The 20,800-nt window shown below is 61.1% G+C and carries 21 protein-coding genes; 3 read left to right on the forward strand and 18 right to left on the reverse strand.

Going from position 1 to position 20,800, the window contains the following annotated elements:
- Nucleotides 1-8: 8 nt before the first annotated feature.
- The gene (locus tag QDT79_RS22745; RefSeq protein WP_063990531.1) at nucleotides 9-1,319 is read right to left on the reverse strand and encodes an MFS transporter; all 1,311 of its coding nucleotides are present in this window, start codon (nucleotides 1,317-1,319) and stop codon (nucleotides 9-11) included.
- A gap of 359 nt (nucleotides 1,320-1,678) precedes the next feature.
- Between QDT79_RS22745 and QDT79_RS22750 the strand changes: the two genes are divergently transcribed.
- The 3 genes from QDT79_RS22750 to QDT79_RS22760 all read left to right on the forward strand — a co-directional run bounded on the left by QDT79_RS22750 (nucleotide 1,679) and on the right by QDT79_RS22760 (nucleotide 4,190).
- Nucleotides 1,679-2,761 (forward strand): LacI family DNA-binding transcriptional regulator, encoded by a 1,083-nt coding sequence (locus QDT79_RS22750; RefSeq protein ID WP_308317105.1) that lies wholly within the window; start codon nucleotides 1,679-1,681, stop codon nucleotides 2,759-2,761.
- A 62-nt stretch (nucleotides 2,762-2,823) separates the two neighbouring features.
- Nucleotides 2,824-3,849, forward strand: a complete 1,026-nt coding sequence (locus QDT79_RS22755) for a M4 family metallopeptidase (protein WP_063990532.1) — start codon at nucleotides 2,824-2,826, stop codon at nucleotides 3,847-3,849.
- Nucleotides 3,849-4,190 (forward strand): protealysin inhibitor emfourin, encoded by a 342-nt coding sequence (locus tag QDT79_RS22760; protein ID WP_033635587.1) that lies wholly within the window; start codon nucleotides 3,849-3,851, stop codon nucleotides 4,188-4,190. The genes QDT79_RS22755 and QDT79_RS22760 overlap by 1 nt, the downstream gene beginning before the upstream one ends.
- Nucleotides 4,191-4,194: 4 nt before the next feature.
- On the opposite strand, the gene QDT79_RS22765 is transcribed toward QDT79_RS22760, so the two are convergent.
- From QDT79_RS22765 to hscB, 17 genes are all read right to left on the reverse strand, one after another.
- Nucleotides 4,195-4,416, reverse strand: coding sequence for a zinc ribbon domain-containing protein (locus QDT79_RS22765; RefSeq protein ID WP_063990533.1), 222 nt, complete (start codon nucleotides 4,414-4,416; stop codon nucleotides 4,195-4,197).
- Between the two features lie 12 nt (nucleotides 4,417-4,428).
- Nucleotides 4,429-5,385, reverse strand: coding sequence for an AEC family transporter (locus tag QDT79_RS22770; RefSeq protein WP_047730075.1), 957 nt, complete (start codon nucleotides 5,383-5,385; stop codon nucleotides 4,429-4,431).
- Between the two features lie 98 nt (nucleotides 5,386-5,483).
- Complete coding sequence (gene der / locus QDT79_RS22775; protein WP_019452357.1) at nucleotides 5,484-6,974, reverse strand: ribosome biogenesis GTPase Der; 1,491 nt, start codon at nucleotides 6,972-6,974, stop codon at nucleotides 5,484-5,486.
- Nucleotides 6,975-7,104: 130 nt separating this feature from the next.
- A complete protein-coding gene (bamB, locus tag QDT79_RS22780; protein WP_033635590.1) occupies nucleotides 7,105-8,286 on the reverse strand; it encodes an outer membrane protein assembly factor BamB in 1,182 nt (393 codons plus the stop codon).
- Nucleotides 8,287-8,297: 11 nt separating this feature from the next.
- Complete coding sequence (locus QDT79_RS22785; RefSeq protein WP_033635592.1) at nucleotides 8,298-8,918, reverse strand: YfgM family protein; 621 nt, start codon at nucleotides 8,916-8,918, stop codon at nucleotides 8,298-8,300.
- A 13-nt stretch (nucleotides 8,919-8,931) separates the two neighbouring features.
- Nucleotides 8,932-10,206, reverse strand: a complete 1,275-nt coding sequence (hisS, locus tag QDT79_RS22790) for a histidine--tRNA ligase (RefSeq protein WP_025159556.1) — start codon at nucleotides 10,204-10,206, stop codon at nucleotides 8,932-8,934.
- A 139-nt stretch (nucleotides 10,207-10,345) separates the two neighbouring features.
- Nucleotides 10,346-11,467, reverse strand: coding sequence for a flavodoxin-dependent (E)-4-hydroxy-3-methylbut-2-enyl-diphosphate synthase (gene ispG, locus QDT79_RS22795; RefSeq protein ID WP_016929756.1), 1,122 nt, complete (start codon nucleotides 11,465-11,467; stop codon nucleotides 10,346-10,348).
- Nucleotides 11,468-11,512: 45 nt separating this feature from the next.
- A complete protein-coding gene (gene rodZ / locus QDT79_RS22800) occupies nucleotides 11,513-12,487 on the reverse strand; it encodes a cytoskeleton protein RodZ (protein WP_063990535.1) in 975 nt (324 codons plus the stop codon).
- Nucleotides 12,477-13,226, reverse strand: a complete 750-nt coding sequence (gene pilW, locus QDT79_RS22805; RefSeq protein WP_063990649.1) for a type IV pilus biogenesis/stability protein PilW — start codon at nucleotides 13,224-13,226, stop codon at nucleotides 12,477-12,479. Before pilW ends, rodZ begins: the two co-directional genes overlap by 11 nt.
- 98 nt (nucleotides 13,227-13,324) lie before the next feature.
- Entirely contained in the window at nucleotides 13,325-14,521 is a 1,197-nt protein-coding gene (gene rlmN / locus QDT79_RS22810; protein WP_063990536.1) for a dual-specificity RNA methyltransferase RlmN, read from the reverse strand.
- A 237-nt stretch (nucleotides 14,522-14,758) separates the two neighbouring features.
- On the reverse strand, nucleotides 14,759-15,184 hold the full coding sequence (gene ndk, locus QDT79_RS22815; RefSeq protein ID WP_004941424.1) for a nucleoside-diphosphate kinase: 426 nt from the start codon (nucleotides 15,182-15,184) through the stop codon (nucleotides 14,759-14,761).
- A gap of 162 nt (nucleotides 15,185-15,346) precedes the next feature.
- On the reverse strand, nucleotides 15,347-16,177 hold the full coding sequence (gene sseB / locus QDT79_RS22820; RefSeq protein ID WP_130018141.1) for an enhanced serine sensitivity protein SseB: 831 nt from the start codon (nucleotides 16,175-16,177) through the stop codon (nucleotides 15,347-15,349).
- Between the two features lie 89 nt (nucleotides 16,178-16,266).
- Nucleotides 16,267-17,562 (reverse strand): aminopeptidase PepB, encoded by a 1,296-nt coding sequence (pepB, locus tag QDT79_RS22825; protein ID WP_063990538.1) that lies wholly within the window; start codon nucleotides 17,560-17,562, stop codon nucleotides 16,267-16,269.
- A gap of 223 nt (nucleotides 17,563-17,785) precedes the next feature.
- The gene (gene iscX, locus QDT79_RS22830) at nucleotides 17,786-17,986 is read right to left on the reverse strand and encodes a Fe-S cluster assembly protein IscX (RefSeq protein WP_006327336.1); all 201 of its coding nucleotides are present in this window, start codon (nucleotides 17,984-17,986) and stop codon (nucleotides 17,786-17,788) included.
- A gap of 32 nt (nucleotides 17,987-18,018) precedes the next feature.
- Nucleotides 18,019-18,354 carry an ISC system 2Fe-2S type ferredoxin gene (gene fdx, locus QDT79_RS22835; RefSeq protein ID WP_046897754.1) on the reverse strand — a complete coding sequence of 112 codons (336 nt, stop codon included), beginning with the start codon at nucleotides 18,352-18,354 and terminating at the stop codon, nucleotides 18,019-18,021.
- A gap of 2 nt (nucleotides 18,355-18,356) precedes the next feature.
- Nucleotides 18,357-20,207: a Fe-S protein assembly chaperone HscA gene (hscA, locus tag QDT79_RS22840; protein WP_308317106.1), complete on the reverse strand. Its 1,851-nt coding sequence runs from the start codon at nucleotides 20,205-20,207 to the stop codon at nucleotides 18,357-18,359.
- A 32-nt stretch (nucleotides 20,208-20,239) separates the two neighbouring features.
- Nucleotides 20,240-20,761 (reverse strand): co-chaperone HscB, encoded by a 522-nt coding sequence (hscB, locus tag QDT79_RS22845; protein WP_308317107.1) that lies wholly within the window; start codon nucleotides 20,759-20,761, stop codon nucleotides 20,240-20,242.
- Nucleotides 20,762-20,800: the final 39 nt, after the last annotated feature.

A 20,800-nucleotide genomic window follows, 5' to 3' on the forward strand; every position in this document is an offset into this window, starting at 1 on the left:
TATCTCACTTAGCTGTGTGAAGGTGTTTTCTTACCGCCGCGCTCGGCGATCAGGGCAATCAGGAACACAGCGCCGATCAGATCGAAGAAGCCCATGGCGATAAACAGCGGGTTGAAGCCAATGGTGTCGGATACCGCGCCGATCAGCAGCGTGAACAGGAAGCTGGCGATCCAGGCGCTGGAACCGCGCATGCCGTTGACCGTCGCCATCTGGTTTTTATCGAACGATTCCACCACCAAGGCGCTAAGCATGCAGGAGATCACCTGGTGGCCGAAGCCGCCGATCGAGATCAGCGCGATCGCCACATAGGGATCTTGAGTGATCGCCACGAACGCCAGCGACACCATCAGGAAAGCGCCGGTCACCGAGCTGGCGACCACCGAGTTGACGCGGCTGCAGCCGAACCATTTGCGGTACAGGGTGGTGAGATAGCCGCTGGCGACGCTGCCGATATCCGCCGCCAGGAACGGCAGCCAGGCAAACATCGCGATCTGTTTCAGATCCATGCCGCGTTCGGTGGCCAGATACAGCGGCACCCAGAAGCTGAAGACCGCCCAGGCCGGCTCGGCGAGAAAAGCCGGGATGGCGATGCCGTAGAACTTCTTGTTCTTGCACAGGCTGGCCAGCGAGGTGAGGAACGGCAGCTTCGGCAGCACCGGCTCGTTGTCTTCGCGGATCAGATCCAACTCTTGCTGGCTGAGGTTCGGGTGCTGCTGCGGCGAGTGGTAGAACAGCCACCACAGCACCACCCAGATCAGCGCCAGCCCGCCGGAGAACAGGAAGGCGCCCTGCCAGCCGAAGGAGACGTGAGCAATGACGATGATCGGCGGCGCCAGCATGGCGCCGATGGAGAAACCGACGCCCGCCCAGCCGGCGGCGATCGGCCGCTCCTTCTTCGGGAACCAGTCGGAGATCGCCTTGGCGTTGGCCGGGGTGGCCGCCGCCTCCGCGCCCCCCATGAAGAAGCGCAGAATGGCCAGTTGCAGCCAGCTGCCGGCGCCGGCGTGCAGCATACATACCACCGCCCAAATGCCGGCGCAGATCAGAAAGCCCATCTTCAGGCCGATAACATCGATCAGCCAGCCGCAGATCGGCTGAAACACCGTGTAGGCCAGCTGGAACGACGCCACCACCCAGGCATATTGCTCGGTGCTCATGTTCAGGCTGGTTTTCAGCTCCGGCGCCAGAATGCCCAGCGAGTTACGGGTGATGTAGTTGACCGTGACGCCCAGCAAGAACAGCGCCAGCATCCACCAGCGCAGCGATTTGAACTTGCGCCGGCCGCTCTGCGCGACCGCCTGATTGATCTCCACACTCATCGGTTCTCTCCCCGCGGCCGCCGGCGACGGCGACGCGCGTTTTGGTAGGGTACGTTGTGCTATCAAACACGGGGCGGTGAAAACGGGTCGGCGCGGTAGCATTGGCCGACAGACAATCACAACTCCATGATTTATTTTTTGTTTTCTTTTTGGCACACCGTTAAAATTGGACTGACAGGTCGCTAAAATTGGTGTACCAATGCAGACTACCCAGCGAGAGCGCGCAGCGAAACGGGGTTTTTTGCAAAGATTTTCACAGGCGGGTGAAAAAATAGTCATAATGGGCATAAAAGCCGGTCAAGACGCTGAAAATCCGCGGTGAAAATATTCTCATGGACGAATTTGAAGGAGATCACAGAATGAACGGAAAGCTGAGAATTCAGGAGATCGCTCGCCAAACCGGGTTGTCGATCAGCACCGTTTCCCGCGTGCTGGCGGGCAAGGCCAACACCAGCGCCGAGGCGCGCCGCAAGGTGCTGGACTGTGCGCAGCAAAACGGCATTCTGCAGGGGATTTCCAGCGGCCGGCTGATGCTGAACAACGTGATGGTGTTCGCGCCGCAGCGCGCGTTCGACGTGCGCACCGACATCTTCTACTACAAGGTCATTCAGGGTATCGCCGCCGCGCTGATGGAGCACGAGGTGCGCATCCGCTACTGCGGGCTGGAAGAGCAACACAGCGACGGCGCGCTGTTTCTGGAAAAGATGAGCGACCCGCACACCGAAGCGGCGCTGATCATCGGCATCGACGACGAGCATATCCACACCCTGGCCGCCGATCTGCACAAGCCCTGCGTGCTGATCAACTGCAGCGATCGGCAGATGCGGCTGGACAGCGTCTCACCGGATCATCAGCTGATCGGTGATTACTCCGCCAGCTACCTGTTCCAGCAGGGGCACAGCCATATCCTCAATTTGCAGTGTCTGCGCCGCCACACCATGGAGCTGCGGCTGGCGGGCATCCGGCAGGCCTACGCCCGGCATCATTTGCCGTTCGACGACGGCCGCCATCTGGTCACCACCTCGGGCTTCGGCGGCGAAGAGGCCGAGCAGGCGCTGACCACCTATCTCGACGGCCTCCACGGCCACTCCCCGCTGCCGACGGCGATCCTGGCCGGCGGCGACTACATGGCGGTCGGGGCGGTCAAGGCGCTCAACAAGCGGGGGCTGAGCGTGCCGGGCGACGTCTCGGTGATGAGTACCGACGGCTTCAACCTGGCGGAAATCCACGATGTGCCGCTGACCTCGGTGCAGGTGCCGCGCGACGAGCTGGGCTACGAGGCGATCCAACTGCTGCAGCGGCGCATGCTGCGCGCCGACGCGCCGCCGTGCAACCTGCTGCTGCACGGCCGGCTGGCGGTGCGCGCCTCGGTGCGGCGCATCAGCCCGCACAAGACCGCGCCGGCGGTGAGCACGCATGACCACAGGCTTTATGACGAGTAGGCTACACTTAGGCACAGTGCATTCATTCGATGAGGTAAAATTTTTGCCTAAGGAGAGCCACTATGCCAGCCCAGCGCATGCGTTCCGTCATTCCTCCCTACATGCTGCGCCGCATCATTGAACACGGCAATGCCCCGCAGCGCGACTGCGCGCTGCACACGCTGAACCACGTGCAAAGCCTGCTCGGCAACAAGCCGCTGCGTTCGCCGACCGAGAAAAACGCCCGATCCGGCGAAGCGCTCCGCGATATCTACGACGCCCAGAACGGCACCCAGTTGCCCGGCAAACAGGTACGCAAAGAAGGCCAGCCCAGCAACCACGACGTGACGGTGGACGAGGCCTACGACTATCTCGGCGTCACCTACGATTTCTTCTGGCAGGCCTACCGCCGCAATTCACTGGATAACCAGGGGCTGCCGCTGGTCGGCAGCGTACACTACGGCAAGGAGTACCAGAACGCCTTCTGGAACGGCCAGCAGATGGTGTTCGGCGACGGCGACGGCGAGATTTTCAACCGTTTCACCATCGCCATCGACGTGGTCGGCCACGAGCTGGCGCACGGCGTGACCGAGAGCGAAGCCGGGCTGATCTACTACCAGCAGTCGGGGGCGCTCAACGAGTCGTTGTCCGACGTGTTCGGCTCGTTGGTCAAGCAGTTCCACCTGCAGCAAACCGCCGATAAAGCCGACTGGCTGATCGGTGCCGGGCTGCTCGCCAAGGGCATCAAAGGCAAAGGGCTGCGCTCGATGTCGGCACCCGGCACCGCCTACGACGATCCGCTGCTGGGCAAAGACCCCCAGCCCGCCAGCATGAAGGATTATATCCAAACCAAGGAAGACAACGGCGGCGTGCACCTCAACTCCGGCATCCCCAACCGCGCCTTCTACCTGGCGGCGACGGCGCTGGGCGGCTTCGCCTGGGAGAAAGCCGGCTATGTCTGGTATGACACGGTGTGCGACAAAGCGCTGCCGCAAAACGCCGACTTCGCCACCTTCGCCCGCACCACGGTGAAACATGCGCTAGCGCGTTTCGACCAGAGCGTAGCGGACAAGGTGCAGCAAGCCTGGCATCAGGTGGGGGTGGAATAATGAAACCGCTGCCGACGCTCAATCAGGATACGGTCATTGAGCTGGCGCGCGAGGGAGGCTTCGCCTACATTCCCAAACTGGCGGGCCAGCGCCGCATCGCGCTGGCCGATATCACGCCGGAGCAGCGGCAGCGCCTGAATCAGTTGCTGAACCAGACGCTGCCCTATGCGCAGGAAGAAGGCCAGCCCACCTCCCCCGGCTGCGGCGACCAGCGCTACTACCGCGTGCAAATCAACTACACCAGCCCCACCCTGAGCACTGAGATCGTGCTGTTAATCCCGGAAAGCAGCGCGCCGCAGGCGCTGGTGGATCTGTGGAAAACCGGACAGGTGGATGAATGAGGGCTTACAGCGGCTGATAGCTGAAATTCACCCGTTTCTTGGAGATCAGCCCGTGCCCGTTCTGGCACAGGTAATCCACCGCCCCGCAGGCTTTCAATTCTTGCAGCGGCTGCCCGCACTCCGGGCAGCTCGCCAGCTGCAGATAATCGCGCTGGCAGGTTTCACAATGGTAGTGACCCGCTACCCACTTCATGGTCTGACGGCATTGCGGACAGTGCGCTTCCATAACGACTCCAGGTTAAATCGCGCCCCATGAGCGCAAGAAATAGATCCCCAACGCGGTGGTGAAGAACGAACCGACGGTGGTGATGGCGATAATGTTGGCCGCCAGCGTGGCGTTGCCGCCCATGGCGCGCGTCATTACATAGCTGCCCGAAGCAGTCGGCGTGGCGGAAAACAGGAAGATAATGCCCAGCGCCGCCCCCTGAAACCCGCACAGCCAGCCGGCCAGCGTCATCAGGCACGGCACCAGAAACAGCTTGGCCGCCGACGACAGCGCCGCCACGTTGGACGAGCGGAACATGGCGCGAAAATCCAGGCTGGCGCCGGTGCACAGCAGCGCCAGCGGCAGCGACAGCGCGGAAATATAGCTGCCGGTCTGGCGGATCACGGTCGGGATGCCCAGCCCGGTTTGCGCATACAGCAGCCCGCACACCAGGCCAATGATCAGCGGGTTGGTAACGATGCTACGCAGCAGCGACAGGTGGCTGATTTTCTTGCCCTGCCCGCCCTGCAGGCTGCGCGTGAGGGTGATGACCGACAGCACGTTGAACAGGATCACCGTCACCGTCAGGTACAGCGAGGCGAGCGCAATGCCTTCGCTGCCGTAGGCGGTCATGGCGTAGGCCAGGCCGACGATGGCGGTATTGGCGCGGAAACCGCCCTGCACGAACACCCCGCGCTCACGCGGTTCTTTCACCAGCCACTTGGCGGCCAGCTCCAAGAGCAGGAAGGTCGCCAGCGTGCCGACCGCACCGAACAGCACCAACGGCAGGTTGCCGAGCAGCTGCGGGTGGTTGGTGGCGATGCTGAAAAACAGCAGGCACGGCAGCGCCAGATTGAACACCAGCCGAGTCGCGCCGTCGACGAAGCGGTCATCCATCAGGCGCCAATGGCGCAGCAGGATCCCCAGCAGCATCATCAGCAGATTCGGCACGGTGACGTTAAATGCAAAACTCCAGGTTTCCCAGGACATGGTGTTCCTTCAGGCAGGCGAGGTAATCTTCAGATAATAAAACGATTTCGGGCCAATAAAAAAGGGCGCGGCATCACTGCCGCGCCCCTCATGAGCGATTACTTGCTCTTTTTCAGGTGGCTCATCAGGCGCTTGCGCTTACGCATCTGGGTCGGCGTCAGCAGGTTGCGTTTGCCGGCGAACGGGTTGTCACCCTCTTTGAACTGGATGCGGATCGGCGTCCCCATTACGTTCAGCGAGCGGCGGAAGTAGTTCATCAGGTAGCGCTTGTACGAATCAGCGAGATCGCTGACCTGGTTGCCGTGGATCACCACGATCGGCGGGTTGTAACCGCCGGCGTGAGCATATTTCAGCTTCACGCGGCGGCCGCGCACCAACGGCGGCTGGTGATCGTCAACCGCCATCTGCATGATTTTGGTCAGCATCGAGGTGTTTACGCGGCGGGTTGCGCACTCGTAGGCTTCCTGTACCGATTCGAACAGGTTGCCGACGCCGCTGCCGTGCAGCGCGGAAATGAAGTGCACGCGCGCGAAGTCGACGAAGCCCAGACGCAGGTCGAGCATCTCTTTCACGTGCTCGCGATCTTCTTCGCTCATGCCGTCCCACTTGTTGACCGCAATCACCAGTGAGCGCCCACTATTGAGGATAAAGCCGAGCAGCGAGAGATCCTGATCGGAGATGCCTTCACGCGCGTCGATCACCAGCAGCACGACGTTGGCGTCTTCAATCGCCTGCAGGGTTTTGATCACCGAGAACTTCTCGACGGTTTCGGTCACCTTGCCGCGTTTGCGCACCCCGGCGGTGTCGATCAGCACGTATTCGCGTTCGTCGCGCACCATCGGAATGTAGATGCTGTCGCGGGTGGTGCCCGGCATGTCGTACACCACCACACGCTCCTCGCCGAGGATGCGGTTAGTGAGCGTAGACTTACCAACGTTAGGACGACCGACGATCGCCAGTTTGATCGGCAGATCCTGCGGGTTGAACTCTTCTTCCGGCTCTTCGTCTTCTTCGCCTTCCAGCGTTTCGCCGTTTTGCTCGGCCCAGTAAGCGGCGTTGGCCTCTTCCTCGGTCAGTTCGACGTCTTCCGGTTTTTCCGGCACGAACGGCACCAGCACGTGTTCGATCAGCTGGGTCACGCCACGGCCGTGGGAAGCGGCGATAGCGAACACTTCACCCAGGCCGAGCGAGTAGAAATCGGCGGTAGCGGTGTCCGGATCCAGGCCGTCGGTCTTGTTGGCCACCAGGAAGGTTGCCTTCTGACGGCTGCGCAGGTGCTGGGCGATGCCCTGATCCGCCGGCATCAGGCCGGCGCGGGCGTCGACCATGAACAGCACGATGTCCGCTTCTTCGATCGCCAGCAGCGACTGACCGGCCATGCGCGTTTCGACGCCGTCTTCGGTGCCGTCGATACCGCCGGTATCGACGATGATGAATTCATTGCCTTCGATTTCAGCACGACCATACTTGCGGTCACGCGTCAGCCCCGGGAAATCCGCCACCAGCGCATCGCGCGTATGGGTTAAACGGTTGAACAAGGTGGATTTACCCACATTCGGGCGCCCGACCAGCGCGACGACAGGTATCATTGTTGAAGCCTCATTACTTAATAATCAATGTGTTACTGCACTGTGGATAGACACCAGCGGTGCAGCTTATAAAATACGAAACGGCCCCTGAACATTCAGGAGCCGTTTTCAAGCCTTGCGACGAGCGGCGTTAGCGGGTGAAAGCGTAAACTTTCCCGCCGCGAGCCTGGATGATCAGCTTGTCGCCGGCCACCATCGGCGCAGACAGGAAGCCGGAGCTGTCCACTTCCTGCTGGGCGACAAAACGGCCATCGGTGGTGTTGATCCAGTGCAGATAGCCTTCGGCGTCACCGGTCACCAGATAACCATTATACATCACCGGCGGCGTCAGGTTGCGGTGCAGCAGATCGCTCTGCGTCCACACGGTCACGCCGCCTTCGGTGCTGAGTGCCACCACGCGATCGTTCTGGTCGATCAGGTAGATGCGGCCCGCGTCGACGATGAAATCGTTCACCGAACCCAGCTCGCGTTTCCAGATGATCTGGCCGGAACGCAGATCCAGCGCCGTCAGGTTGCCGTTGTAACCCAGTGCGTAGACTACGCCGTCAACGATCACCGGCGTCGTATCCACGTCGTTCAGGCGATCGATTTCGGTCGCGCCGCTCGGCTGAGAAATACGCTGTTGCCAGATCAGTTGGCCCTGCTGCATCAGCACGGCGCTGACGCGGCCGTTGTCACCGCCGACGATGGCGGCGCCAAAGGCGACAGCCGGCGCAGATTCACCGCGCAGCGACAGCGAAGGCATGTCCAGGTTAACCGTCCACTTCACCGCGCCGTCGGCTTCGTTCAGCGCCTGCAGCATGCCGTTGGAGGTGTGCACCAACACCATGCCGTCGCTGACAACCGGACGGGAGATCGCTTCGCCGGCCACTTTGGTCTGCCAGGCGATGGCGCCGTCGGCGGTGTTCAATGCGTAAACCACCGCTTTTTCGCTGCCGACGTAAACCTTGTCACCCGCGACCGTCAGGCCGCCCGACAGCAGCGCAGACAGGTTGCTGGAGAAGAAACCGGTCTTCTCGGAGAGATTGACCTTCCACTTCTCGTTGCCGCTGTCGGCGTCCATCGCTTTCACGATGCCGAAGCGATCGGCGGCGTAAATGGTGCTGTCCTGATAGGCCGGACGCAGGTGGGAGTAATACTCACCGATGCCGTCGCCTACCGAGGTGCTCCACGCCTTGCTCGGCGTAAACTGATTTTCAACTTTCGGCAACGGCGACATGGTAACCACGTCTTCTTCGCTGTTAAACAGCGAGCAACCACTCAGCAAGGCAGCGGAAACCAGTCCGACCAAGAGTGTTTTACGCAATTGCATGGGAATTCCCCTTAGCTGGACAAGTTATTCAATTTCATGCGCAGCAGAACCTGCAGCGCCTGAGAAGCGTTGGACTCAATGCCTTTGCTGTAAGCTTCGCGCGCGCCCTTGGCGTCACCCTTGGCCAGCAACACATCGCCGCGCACATCCTGCATCATCGCCGCCCAGCCTTCGCCTTTCACGCCATCCAGCGTTTTCAGCGCTTCATCCAGCTTTTTCTCCTGCAGCTGGACGCGCGCCAGACGCAGGTCGATCATCGCCAACAGGTTGTCGTCTTTGGTCTGGCCCTGCGCCAGCGCCAATTGCTGTTCCGCCTTGGCGAAATCATTCTGTTCGACAAAGTGCTTGGCCAACTGCAGCGCGGCCAATACGCCGTAGCTGTTGCCGTTAGCCTGGACAAATTTCTCCGCGGCAGCCACGTCATCCGGCTTGCCGGCCGCCAGACGATCGCTGGCTTCCTGATAGGATTGCGATGCCGCCATCATGTTGGAGTTTTCATGGCTCTGCCAGTAACGCCAGCCAACCAGGGCACCAATTCCGAGCACCACGCCCACCGCCAGCGCTTTGCCGTTCTCGGCAAAGAACCGACGCAGTGCGTCGACTTGTTCGTTTTCAGTGGTATAGACTTCCACGGTGTCCTTCTCCTTAACCTAACATCAAAGCCAGACGCGCAGCGACTTCGCTTTGCGCCAGCGTTTCTTGTTCACCACTGCGCAGGTCTTTCACCACCACCTGCTGCGCCGCCACTTCGCTCTCACCCAGGATCAGCGCGATGCGCGCGCCCCATTTGTCCGCACGGGTGATCTGCTTCTTGAAGTTGCCGCCGCCGTAATTGGTCATCAGCTTCAGCTGAGGCGCCGCATCGCGCACCTGTTCAGCCAACTGCATCGCCGCGCTCTGGGTGCCCGCGCCGGAAGAGATGACGTACACGTCGATAGCCGACGGCGCCTTGAATTCCGGGTTAACCGCCTGCACCAGCAACACCAGACGCTCGAGGCCCATGGCGAAACCGACCGCCGGGGTGGCACGGCCGCCCAATTGCTCGACCAGGCCGTCGTAACGGCCGCCCGCGCAGACGGTGCCCTGCGCGCCCAGGCTGGTGGTCACCCACTCAAACACGGTGCGGTTGTAGTAATCCAGACCGCGCACCAGGCGCTCGTTAACGGTATATGGGATACCTGCCTGCGCCAAAAGTTCACACAGACCGGCGAAGTGAGCACGGGATTCTTCATCCAGGTACTCGGACAGGCGCGGCGCGTCGTTCAGCAGCGCCTGCACCTCAGGATTCTTGGAGTCCAGCACGCGCAGCGGGTTGCTGTACATGCGGCGTTTGCAGTCTTCGTCCAGCACCTCGACGTGCTGCTCCAGGAACGCCACCAGCGCGTCGCGGTAGTTGGCACGCGCCTCCAGCGAACCGATGGAGTTCAGCTCCAGCTTGACGTGCTCGGCGATGCCCAGCGCTTTCCACCAGCGGGCCGTCAGCAGGATCAGCTCGGCGTCGATGTCCGGGCCTTGCAGGCCGAACACTTCCGCGCCCAGCTGATGGAACTGACGGTAGCGGCCCTTCTGCGGGCGCTCGTAGCGGAACATCGGGCCGATGTACCACAGACGCTGTTCCTGATTGTACAGCAGACCATGTTCGATGCCGGCGCGCACGCAGCCAGCCGTCCCTTCCGGACGCAGCGTCAGGCTTTCGCCGTTGCGGTCTTCGAAGGTATACATCTCTTTTTCCACGACGTCGGTCACTTCGCCGATCGCGCGTTTGAATAACGGGGTCTGCTCTACAATCGGCAACCGGATTTCGCTGTAACCGTAGCTGCCCAGCACCTGCTTGAGGGTGCCTTCAATACGCTGCCATAATGCCGTTTCTTCCGGCAGGTAGTCGTTCATGCCGCGAATGGCTTGAATGTTCTTTGCCACGTGAGTTCTCTGTCCGTTGTCTGTAAAAATGAACCTGATTATAGGGACTTTGCCGCCCGGTATTCAACGCGGATGCGGTTTTCTGCCCTTCAGGCTCATAAACAAGCGGGCCAACAGGCCCGCCATGTAGCAATAACGCTTATTTTTCCAGCAGGTTGACCGTGATGCGGTTGCTTTCATCCATCATCGCGGCCTTGGCGCGAATTTTCGCTTCCAGCTGGTCGATCATCTGTTCGTTGTCGAAACGCTCTTTCTGGCGCACGCCGTCTTCATAGAAGCCGCTCTTCTTGTGGCCGCCGGTCACGCCCATGGTGGACACCAGCGCTTCGCCCGGACCGTTCACCACGCAGCCGATGATCGAAACGTCCATCGGCGTGATGATATCTTCCAGACGCTGCTCCAGCGCGTTCACCGTGCCGATCACGTCGAACTCCTGACGCGAACAGGTCGGGCAGGCGATAAAGTTGATGCCGCGCGCGCGGATGCGCAGCGACTTCAGGATATCGAAACCGACCTTCACTTCTTCGACCGGATCCGCCGCCAGCGAGATGCGCAGGGTATCGCCGATGCCTTCAGACAGCAACATGCCCAGGCCGATGGCCGATTTGACCGACCCGCTGCGCGCGCCGCCGGCTTCGGTGATGCCCAGATGCAGCGGCTGATCGATGCGCGACGCCAGCAGGCGGTAAGATTGCACCGCCAGAAACACGTCCGACGCCTTGACGCTGACCTTGAACTGGTCGAAGTTGAGGCGATCGAGGATGTCCACGTGGCGCATGGCGGATTCCAGCAGCGCTTCCGGCGTAGGTTCACCGTACTTTTCCTGCAGGTCTTTCTCCAGCGAGCCGCCGTTGACGCCGATGCGAATCGGGATGTTCTTATCGCGGGCGCAGTCCACCACCGAGCGAATGCGCGATTCGTTGCCGATGTTGCCCGGGTTGATGCGCAGGCAGTCTACGCCGTATTCGGCAACCTGCAGCGCGATGCGATAATCGAAGTGGATATCGGCGACCAGCGGCACGTTGACCTGCTGCTTGATCAGCTTGAACGCCTCTGCGGCGTCCATGGTAGGAACCGAAACGCGGACGATGTCGACGCCCACGCGCTCCAGCGCTTTAATCTGATTAACCGTTGCTTCAACATCGGTGGTACGGGTGTTGGTCATCGACTGCACGGCAATCGGCGCACCATCACCAATAGGCACCTTGCCGACGTAAATGCGTGTAGATTTTCGACGGTTGATGGGCGCTTGGTTATGCATTACTTACTCTCCATTGCTGCTCTGACATCACGACCAGCCGCGCGATTACTGCGCGGCGACGGTCAGGCGAGCAACACGGTTTGACTTAACGAACCGGCTTAAATCAACCGGCTTACCCTGATACTGGATCTGTACTGCCGCCGGCGCGCCGATGGTCAGTTTATACGGCGCAGTGCCGGCCAGGTTCAGCTTGCCACCCTGCTTCTGGGTGCCGCTGAACAGCGTCTTACCGCTCGCGTCGGTCACCTGCAGCCAGCAGTCGGCGGAGAAATCCATCACCAGCGCATTCGGATCGGCCACCGGCGCAGCCACGCCCGCATCGGCGGTCGGCAACGGCGCTTGTGCCGCCGGCGCGGTTTCCGGCAGGGTTGTCTGGCTTGGCGACACCACGGCAGGCTGCTGCTGAGCCGCACTCGGCGCCTGAGCGGTAGCCGCCGGCGCCTGAGCCGCAGCGCCGGCATCGGCCGGCGCTGCGCTGTTGTCGGTCAACGGCACGTTAGTGCCGGCGTCGGCGTTGCCGTCGGTCAGCGGCACGGACTGCCCTTCGTTATTCTGCGAAAGCTGCGCGGAAGACTGATCGGCCATGGTGGCGATCTCTTCCTGCTGGGCCTTGTGGTTTTGCCACCACCAGGCGCCGGTCAGGCCGATCACCACGAACACGATAAGCCAGGTGAAGCTCATCAGCCAGCCGTCGCGTTTCTTGCGGCGCTTGCCCAGCGAGAAGCTTTGCATCGGCGCCACTTTCGCCATCTTCAACGGCGCCTGCTTGGCCAACATCGGCAACAGTTCGTCTTCCGGCAAATGCACCAGCTTGGCGTAGGAACGGATGTAGCCGCGCACGAAGGTGGACGCGAGGTCAGCAGACACGCTGTCTTCCTCGATATCGCGCACGGTGGACATTTTGAGACACAGGCGTTCTGCAACGGTCTGTTGGCTCAGCCCGAGTTGCTCACGGGCCTGACGCAGGCGCTGGCCTGTCGTCATGGATTCGGTTTTATCTTGGGAGGCTTCAGTATTCATTAGCTAAGAACTGCTGGTACTGTTTGGATTGTGGAAAACTTCGCGCTAGCTGCTTGCCATAGCGTTGAACGCTATCCTGACGGCCGGCTAACGCGGCGAAACGAATCTGTAACCATAAGCTGCTGGCGCTGGCCGGCAGAACATGCTGATAAACATCCAATAAAAGTTGCGACTGGGCGCGCTTCCCTTCTCCAAATTGCTTTTCGGCCTCCGCCAACAGCGGAGTGCCTTTGTCCGGATCGACCTTCAGCGCGCGGCTCAACAGCGTGCGCGCCTCATCGTTTTGTCCGGCCTTGAGAAAACAGTAACCTGCGTTTTCCAGGCTGTCGGCGACCTGGCCATAATCGGGCGCCAGCGCCGCAGCGCTAAACTGCTGTTGCGCCGGTACATACTGCCCTAAACCGCAAAGAAACGCACCGTAATTATTCAACACGGTGCCATTGCCTGGCGCAAGTTTGAGCGCTTGCCGATAACGCTGTTCGGCTGCGGCATTTTCACCGATCCGCTGCGCGTAGAGCGCCATGCCCAACTGCGTGCGGTAATCCTGCGGGGCCGCATCCAGCGCCTTTTCCAGGTTCTGGCGCGCGGCATCCATGTCGCCTTGCTGCAGGTACTCCAGGCCCAGCTGCAACCGCGTCTGGCCCGCCTCAGAGACTTGTGCTTCCTTTTCCGGCGCTGAACCGGAACACCCGGCCAACAACCCGGCCGCCAGCCACACCCCCCACAGTTTCAGCTTCATGCCCGCATTCATTTCCTTATCGGCCGTCAGCTAACGCCCATCAGCGACACGCTTTCGCATAACAGGCTGTTAGATAACAAAAAATGGTGCTATAGGATTCAGACCGCCCGTACGTTGATAGGTTCCCCGGCCATTTTCTTCTTCAGGGTACGCTTGGTACGATCGATCACTTCACCCGCCAGTTGCCCGCAGGCGGCGTCGATATCGTCACCACGGGTTTTACGAACAATAGTCGTAAAGCCGTATTCCATCAACACCTTGGAGAAACGATCCACCCGGCTGTTGGAGCTGCGGCCGTAAGGGGCGCCCGGGAACGGGTTCCATGGGATCAGGTTGATCTTGCACGGCGTGTCTTTCAGCACTTCCGCCAGCTGATGCGCATCGTCGGTGCTGTCGTTGATATGATCCAGCATCACGTACTCGACGGTCACGCGGCCCTGATTGGCGTTGGATTTCTCCAGATAGCGACGCACCGCGGACAGGAAGGTCTCGATGTTGTACTTGCGGTTGATCGGCACGATCTCATCGCGGATGGTGTCGTTCGGCGCATGCAGCGAGATCGCCAGCGCCACGTCGATCATGTCGCCCAGTTTGTCCAGCGCCGGCACTACGCCGGAGGTAGACAGGGTCACGCGGCGTTTGGACAGGCCAAAGCCGAAGTCGTCCAGCATGATTTCCATCGCCGGCACCACGTTGTTCAGGTTGAGCAGCGGCTCGCCCATGCCCATCATCACCACGTTGGTGATCGGACGTTGGCCGGTCACTTTCAGCGCGCCGATGATTTTCGCCGCGCGCCACACCTGGCCGATGATTTCCGACACGCGCAGGTTACGGTTGAAGCCCTGCTGCGCCGTCGAACAGAATTTGCACTCCAGCGCGCAGCCTACCTGTGAGGAGACGCACAGCGTCGCGCGGTCGGCTTCCGGGATGTACACGGTTTCGACCTGCTGATCGCCGACCTTAATCGCCCACTTGATGGTGCCGTCGGCCGAGCGCTGTTCTTCCGCCACTTCCGGCGCGCGAATTTCCGCCACGCGCTGCAGCTTGCCGCGCAGGACTTTGTTGATGTCGGTCATCTGCTCGAAATCGTCGCAGCAGTAGTGGTACATCCACTTCATCACCTGATCGGCGCGGAACGGTTTCTCGCCCATTTCGGCAAAGAATTCACGCATTTGCTGGCGGTTCAGGTCCAGCAGGTTGATTTTGGCCGCAGCCGGTTGCTCCACGTTAACGGAGGGGGTAGTCAGCGAATTATTTTCAGACACGGTGTGCTCGGACGTGATGGGTTCTAACATAATGATCTCTGGCCTCGTTATTACACGTTATGGCGCTAAAGAATGGACAGTAAGTTGTGCATTTCAGCCCGCATGATTCGGGTGGCGGCACTAAAAACGCGCCCCTGACAAGTCGTCTTATCAGGGGCGCGGCATTGTACAAATTTTAGTAGCGGGTGGCTACGGCTGAAAGGCATTCAGGGCATTTTTATTGTTTCAGCCGGTGAATGCCGGGCTATCAGCCAAGAAACGGCACGATTAACGTGCGCAGATTTCGCTTTCGTTGAAGAAGTAAGCGATTTCACGCTGTGCGGATTCAACGGAGTCGGAACCGTGAACGGCGTTAGCGGTGAAGCTGTCCGCGTAGTCGGCACGCAGGGTACCGGCCAGCGCGTTGTCCGGGTTGGTTGCGCCCATGATGTCGCGGTTGCGCTGCACGGCGTTTTCAGATTCCAGAACCTGCACCATGATTGGGCCAGAGGTCATGAACTCAACCAGACCGTCGAAGAATGGACGGCCTTTGTGCTCAGCGTAGAAGCCTTCAGCTTGTTCGCGAGTCAGACGCAGCATTTTAGCGGCGATGATTTTGAAACCGGCGCGCTCGAAACGCGCATAGATAGCGCCGATGTCGTTGTTGGCTACAGCGTTTGGTTTAACGATGGAAAAGGTACGTTCTACGGTCATGATGGCCTCTGTATAACTTCCAAAACAGGCCGGTCTGCAATGTTGCCGGCCTTCTCAAGTGGCGCAGATTATATGTGCGCCGTTAACGCTTGCCTACGGGAAAATCAACATTTCATTAAAAAAATATGATCTTCATAGGCCATTTTCGACAACGTGGCGGCGCTACTGGGTCTTGTCGGTAGACGGGATCAAATTGCGTAGCCAGCTGCCCCAGCGGCGCTGATAAAACGGCTGCGTATGGGAGATCAGATAGTGGCTGATGCCGCGCTCGTTCTCCGACACCAGGCAGAAATCCACCGGTTCGTCGTTCGGCGCCGTTTCGCTGGCGACGCTGCCGGCCTCGTTGATCAACGCCTCGATCTCCGCCGGCTCGGCGTCCACTTCCAGCCCGATCAGCAAATTCGGCTTCTCGTCCGCCGCCTGGTCGTGCATCAGCGCCAGAAACGCGCGGCGCACCGGCTTGCGCTGGCTGAACAGCGTGGTCAACGCGTCCACCATCGCCGACGGATACGTTTCGGGCTGCCCCAGCAGGATTTGGGTCTCTTTATCGACGTAATGCTCCACCGGTTTGACGACGCCGCCGGTCGCCAGCAGCATCGCCACCTCTTCCGGGTAGAACTCCTTGCCGTACTCCGCCTTCGGGTTGAGGAACAGATCCGCGCCCTGGGTAATTTCGAACAACACCCGCGCCGGCATGGCGATAAATGGCTGTTCGTCCTCAACGGCCTTCTGCAGCGCTTCCAGCGAGGTGAAGAACGGAATGATGCTGCCGCCGTCCTGCTTCTCCCAATGCTGGATATTGACCGGCGTATCCGCGTTGAGCGCGATGTCGCCGTCCTGCTGCACCTGCTCGCTGTCGCCGAGGATCAGCACCGTGGCGTCGAGCAGTTCACGGAAGAACGCCGGGCGATGGGCCGGCTCCGTCACCGCCAGCTTCAGCAGGCGTTCAAGTTCGTTCTCGCTCGGGGCGGCATCGTGATGATGGGCACTCATGGCAAACTCCAGGGATCAAATAGCGAGGCCCAGCATGCTGGGCCCCGAAGATAATGCGCATTCTAGCGCCCGACGCGGCGGGCGTTCAATTATTTGGCTTTGCTCAGCAGCAGGTTGGCCAGGGCGCGCACGCCCAGACCGGTCGCACCGGCCGACCACTGCTCCACCGCGCCTTTGCGGTAGGTGGCGGAACAGTCGATGTGCAGCCAGCCTTGCTGGTAGTTCTTGACGAAGTGCGACAGGAAGGCCGCCGCGGTGCTGGCGCCGGCGGTGTAGGCCGGGCCGGCCACGTTGTTCAGCTCGGCGAAGTTGGACGGCAGCTGGCTGCGGTGGAACTCGGCCAGCGGCAGACGCCAGAACGGCTCGTGCTCGGCGGCGGCACTGCTCAGCAGCTCCTGCGCCAGCGCATCGTCGAAGCTGAACAGCGCATGGTAGTCATTGCCGACCGCGGTTTTGGCCGCGCCGGTCAGGGTGGCGCAGTCGATAATCAGCTGCGGGTTCTGCTGAGAAGCGTCGATCAGGCCGTCGGCCAGCACCAGGCGCCCTTCCGCATCGGTGTTCATCACCTCAACGGTTTTGCCGTTGCGGTAGCGAATGATGTCGCCCAGTTTGAAAGCGTTGCCGCTGACCATGTTGTCGGCGCAGCACAGGTACAGCTTCACGCGCTGCTTCAGGCCGCGCGCCGCCGCCAGCGCCAGAGCACCGGTGATGGTCGCCGCGCCGCCCATGTCAGCCTTCATCGAGTCCATAAAGGCGCTCTGCTTCAGGCTATAACCGCCGGTATCGAAGGTGATGCCCTTGCCGACCAGGCAGGCGAACACCGGCGCGTCCGGGTTACCGGTCGGGTTGAAGTCGAGCGCCAGCAGCACCGGTGGGCGCTCGGAGCCGCGGCCGACGGTGTGGATGCCGGCATAGTTCTGCTCGCGCAGATCTTCGCCCTTGGTGATGCGGTAGCTGACGGCATCGCAGCCGACGTCGCACATCAGATCGACGGCGCGGGTCGCCAGCTGCTCCGGCCCCAGCTCTTCCGCCGGCATATTGATGGTGTCACGCACCCAATCTACGATCTTCAGGCGCTTATCCAGCTCCTGACGTGCGGCTTCCGGCAGTTCGGCCCATTCGACGTTGCGTTGCCCTTTCGGCCCGCGGTAGCCCTGCCAAAACGCCCAGCTGTTTTCCAAGTCCCAACCGTCACCGGCGAGTTTGACGTTTTTGATGCCCTGACCGTCAATTTTGCGACCCGCACGCTGGATCGCGCCCAGCTTGTCGGCGCCGGTCAGGTGGATGGTCATCCCTTCGCCGTTGGTGCTGAGCAGCGCTTTTTCGCCCCAACGGGCGTCGGCTGGTTGTTGCGACAGCGTGACCTGCATGAATTCTGTTGTCATAGCCTTCTTACTCCGGATGTTCCCTTTATTATTTCATTAGGGCTTTATTGCATACCCTATGGATTTCAAATTGCAGCTAGGCGCCCAGCGATCTCATCCCCAGGAGCTTACTCAGGTAAGTGACTGGGGTGTGATCGTGCAGGTAACAACGCTGCGGTTTGAAAGACGACGGGTATGTCGGATACAAAATAAACGGGCCGCCCATGGCAGCCCGTTACGCTATTTACTCCGCTTCATCTAACCAGACCAGCAGGATCGCTTCCAGTATTTTTTCGTTGGAAGCCTGCGGATCGTCGTCGAACTCTTCCAGATCGCAGATCCACTGATGCATGTCGGTAAAACGCACGGTTTTCGGATCGGTGTCCGGGTATTGGTCGTACAGGGCTTCGCCGATTTCTCGGCTGTCGGTCCACTTCAGTCCCATTATGATCTCCGGGTTGGCGCTGCGGCTAACAATTAATGCTCACGCGCGTGGTTGACGGTGTAGCGCGGCATTTCGACCACCAGATCTTCGTCAGCGACCAGCGCCTGGCAGCTCAGACGGCTTTCCGGCTCCAGCCCCCACGCTTTGTCCAGCATGTCGTCTTCCAGCTCGCTGCTCTCTTCCAGCGAATCGAAGCCTTCACGCACGATGCAGTGGCAGGTGGTGCAGGCGCAGGATTTCTCGCAGGCGTGCTCGATTTCAATGCCGTTGCGCAGCGCAACGTTGAGGATCGACTCCCCTTTTTCAGCGTCCAGAACCGCCCCTTCCGGGCAAAGATCTTGATGGGGCAGGAAAACAATTTTAGGCATGGTTAAACCTCATCCACAGAATGGCCAGCCAGCGCGCGGCGAATGGAAGCGTCCATGCGGCGCGCGGCAAAATCTTGCGTTTGTGCATCTAATGTTTTGATGGCGTCTTCGATAGCGGCGGGATCTTCCCCCTGCGCCGCCTGCTGCAACGCCTGGGTCGCGGCGGCGATCGCCTGGCTTTCCGCCTCGCTCAGCAGCGCGGCGTCGGTGGCCAGCGCGCCCTGCAGGCTTTCCAGCACCCGCGAGGCTTCCACGCGTTGCTCCGCCAGCTTGCGCGCGCCCACGTCGCTTTGCGCGTTGGCCATCGAATCCTTGATCATGCCGGCGATTTCGCTGTCCGACAGGCCGTACGACGGCTTCACCTGGATCGAGGCTTCGACGCCGGTGGATTTCTCCATCGCGGTGACGCTCAGCAGACCGTCGGCATCCACCTGGAAGGTGACGCGAATGTGCGCCCCCCCGGCAGGCAATGGCGGCAGGCCGCGCAGCGTGAAGCGCGCCAGCGAACGGCAGTCCTGCACCAGCTCGCGCTCGCCCTGCAGCACGTGGATCATCATCGCGCTCTGGCCGTCTTTAAAGGTGGTGAATTCCTGCGCGCGCGCCACCGGGATGGTGGTGTTGCGCGGGATCACTTTCTCCACCAGACCGCCCATGGTTTCGAGGCCCAGCGACAGCGGGATCACGTCCAGCAGCAGCATGTCGCTGTCCGGCTTGTTGCCCACCAGAATGTCGGCCTGGATCGCGGCGCCGATGGCGACCACTTTATCCGGATCGATCGACGTCAGCGGCGCACGGCCGAAGAAGGCCCCCACTTGCTCACGCACCAGTGGCACGCGGGTAGAACCACCGACCATCACCGCTTCCAGCACCTCGTCGGCGGCGACGCCGGCGTCTTTCAGCGCGCGGCGGCAGGCCATCAGCGTGCGTTTCACCAGCGGAGCGATCAGCGCTTCGAACTGGGCGCGGGTCACCTCGCCCTGCCAGCCGGCCACCTCAACGCGCACGCTGTCGGCATCGCTCAACGCGATTTTGGCGGCGATGGCGGCATCCAGCAGTTGGCGCTGCACACCATGGTCGCTGCGATCGGCCACGCCGGCCTGCTCGCGCAACCAGTCGGCCAGCAGGTGATCGAAGTCGTCACCGCCCAGCGCGGAATCGCCGCCGGTGGCCAGCACTTCGAACACGCCGCGGCTGAGGCGCAGAATGGAGATATCAAAGGTGCCGCCGCCCAGATCGTAAACCGCGATCACCCCTTCCTGGCCGGAATCCAGCCCGTAGGCGATCGCCGCCGCGGTCGGTTCGTTCAGCAGGCGCAGGACGTGCAGGCCGGCCAGACGCGCCGCGTCTTTGGTGCCCTGGCGCTGCGCGTCGTCGAAGTAGGCGGGAACGGTGATCACCACGCCGTCCAGCTCGCCTTCCAGCGCCGCTTGCGCGCGCGCGGACAGGGCCCGCAGGATATCGGCGGAGACGCCGACCGGGTTAACCGGGCCGGCGGCGGTGACGATCAGCGGCAGGCCGTTGTCGCTGGCCTGGAATTGATAAGGCAGGTTCGGGTAACGTTGCTGCACGTCCGCCAACGAGCGGCCCATCATGCGTTTGATGGAGCTGACGGTATTGGCCGGATCCTGCGCCGCCTGTTGGCGCGCCTCCCAGCCGACGCGCTGCGCGTTCGCCTGATAATGCACCACCGAAGGCAGCAAATGGCGGCCCTGTTCGTCGGCCAGCGTTTCCGCTTGCCCGCTGCGCACCGTGGCGACCAGCGAGTTGGTGGTGCCTAAGTCGATGCCGGCGGCCAGACGTCGCTGATGCGGCGCGGCGCTGAGGCCAGGCTCACTAATTTGTAATAAGGCCATGTTGAAGCTTCCACAATCAGAATCAGAAGGTGTTACTCAAAACCCAGCAGTTTTTCTTCGAGTTGTTCAACCTGTTGCTGGAGTTTGTCCAAAAAGCGCAGCTTGCGCACGGTGTCGGCGGCGTCCGCCCATTGCTCACCATCCAGCTGCTGCAGCATCAGAGCGCTGCGCTGTTTGATGGAGACGGCCAGCCGCGCGCCGAAATCGGCCAGCAGGCTTTCCGCCTCCGGCTTGCGCTCAATGGCATCGAGCTCTTCGCGCAGTTCCAGCTGTTCCATCAGAAACGCGGTGTCGCGCATCGTATGCTGTTCGTTGCCCAGTTCGAAGCCGTGCAAAGATAGCATATACTCCGCGCGTTTTAACGGGTGCTTCAGCGCCTGGTAGGCTTCGTTGATGGTCGCCGCCTGCTGCAACGCCATCAGGCGTTCGCGCTCCGGCTGGTTGGCGAAACGATCGGGGTGGAATTGGCGCTGCAGATCCTGGAAGCGGGACGCAAGCAGGCTGCCGTCCACGGTGTAGCGAACTGGCAGCCCGAATAAAGTAAAGTAATCCATAGCGTGCTCTGGGCGTTAGCGGATGAAGTTCCCCCGCCG

The sequence above is a fragment of the Serratia marcescens genome (assembly GCF_029846115.1).
Lineage (GTDB): Bacteria > Pseudomonadota > Gammaproteobacteria > Enterobacterales > Enterobacteriaceae > Serratia > Serratia marcescens_L.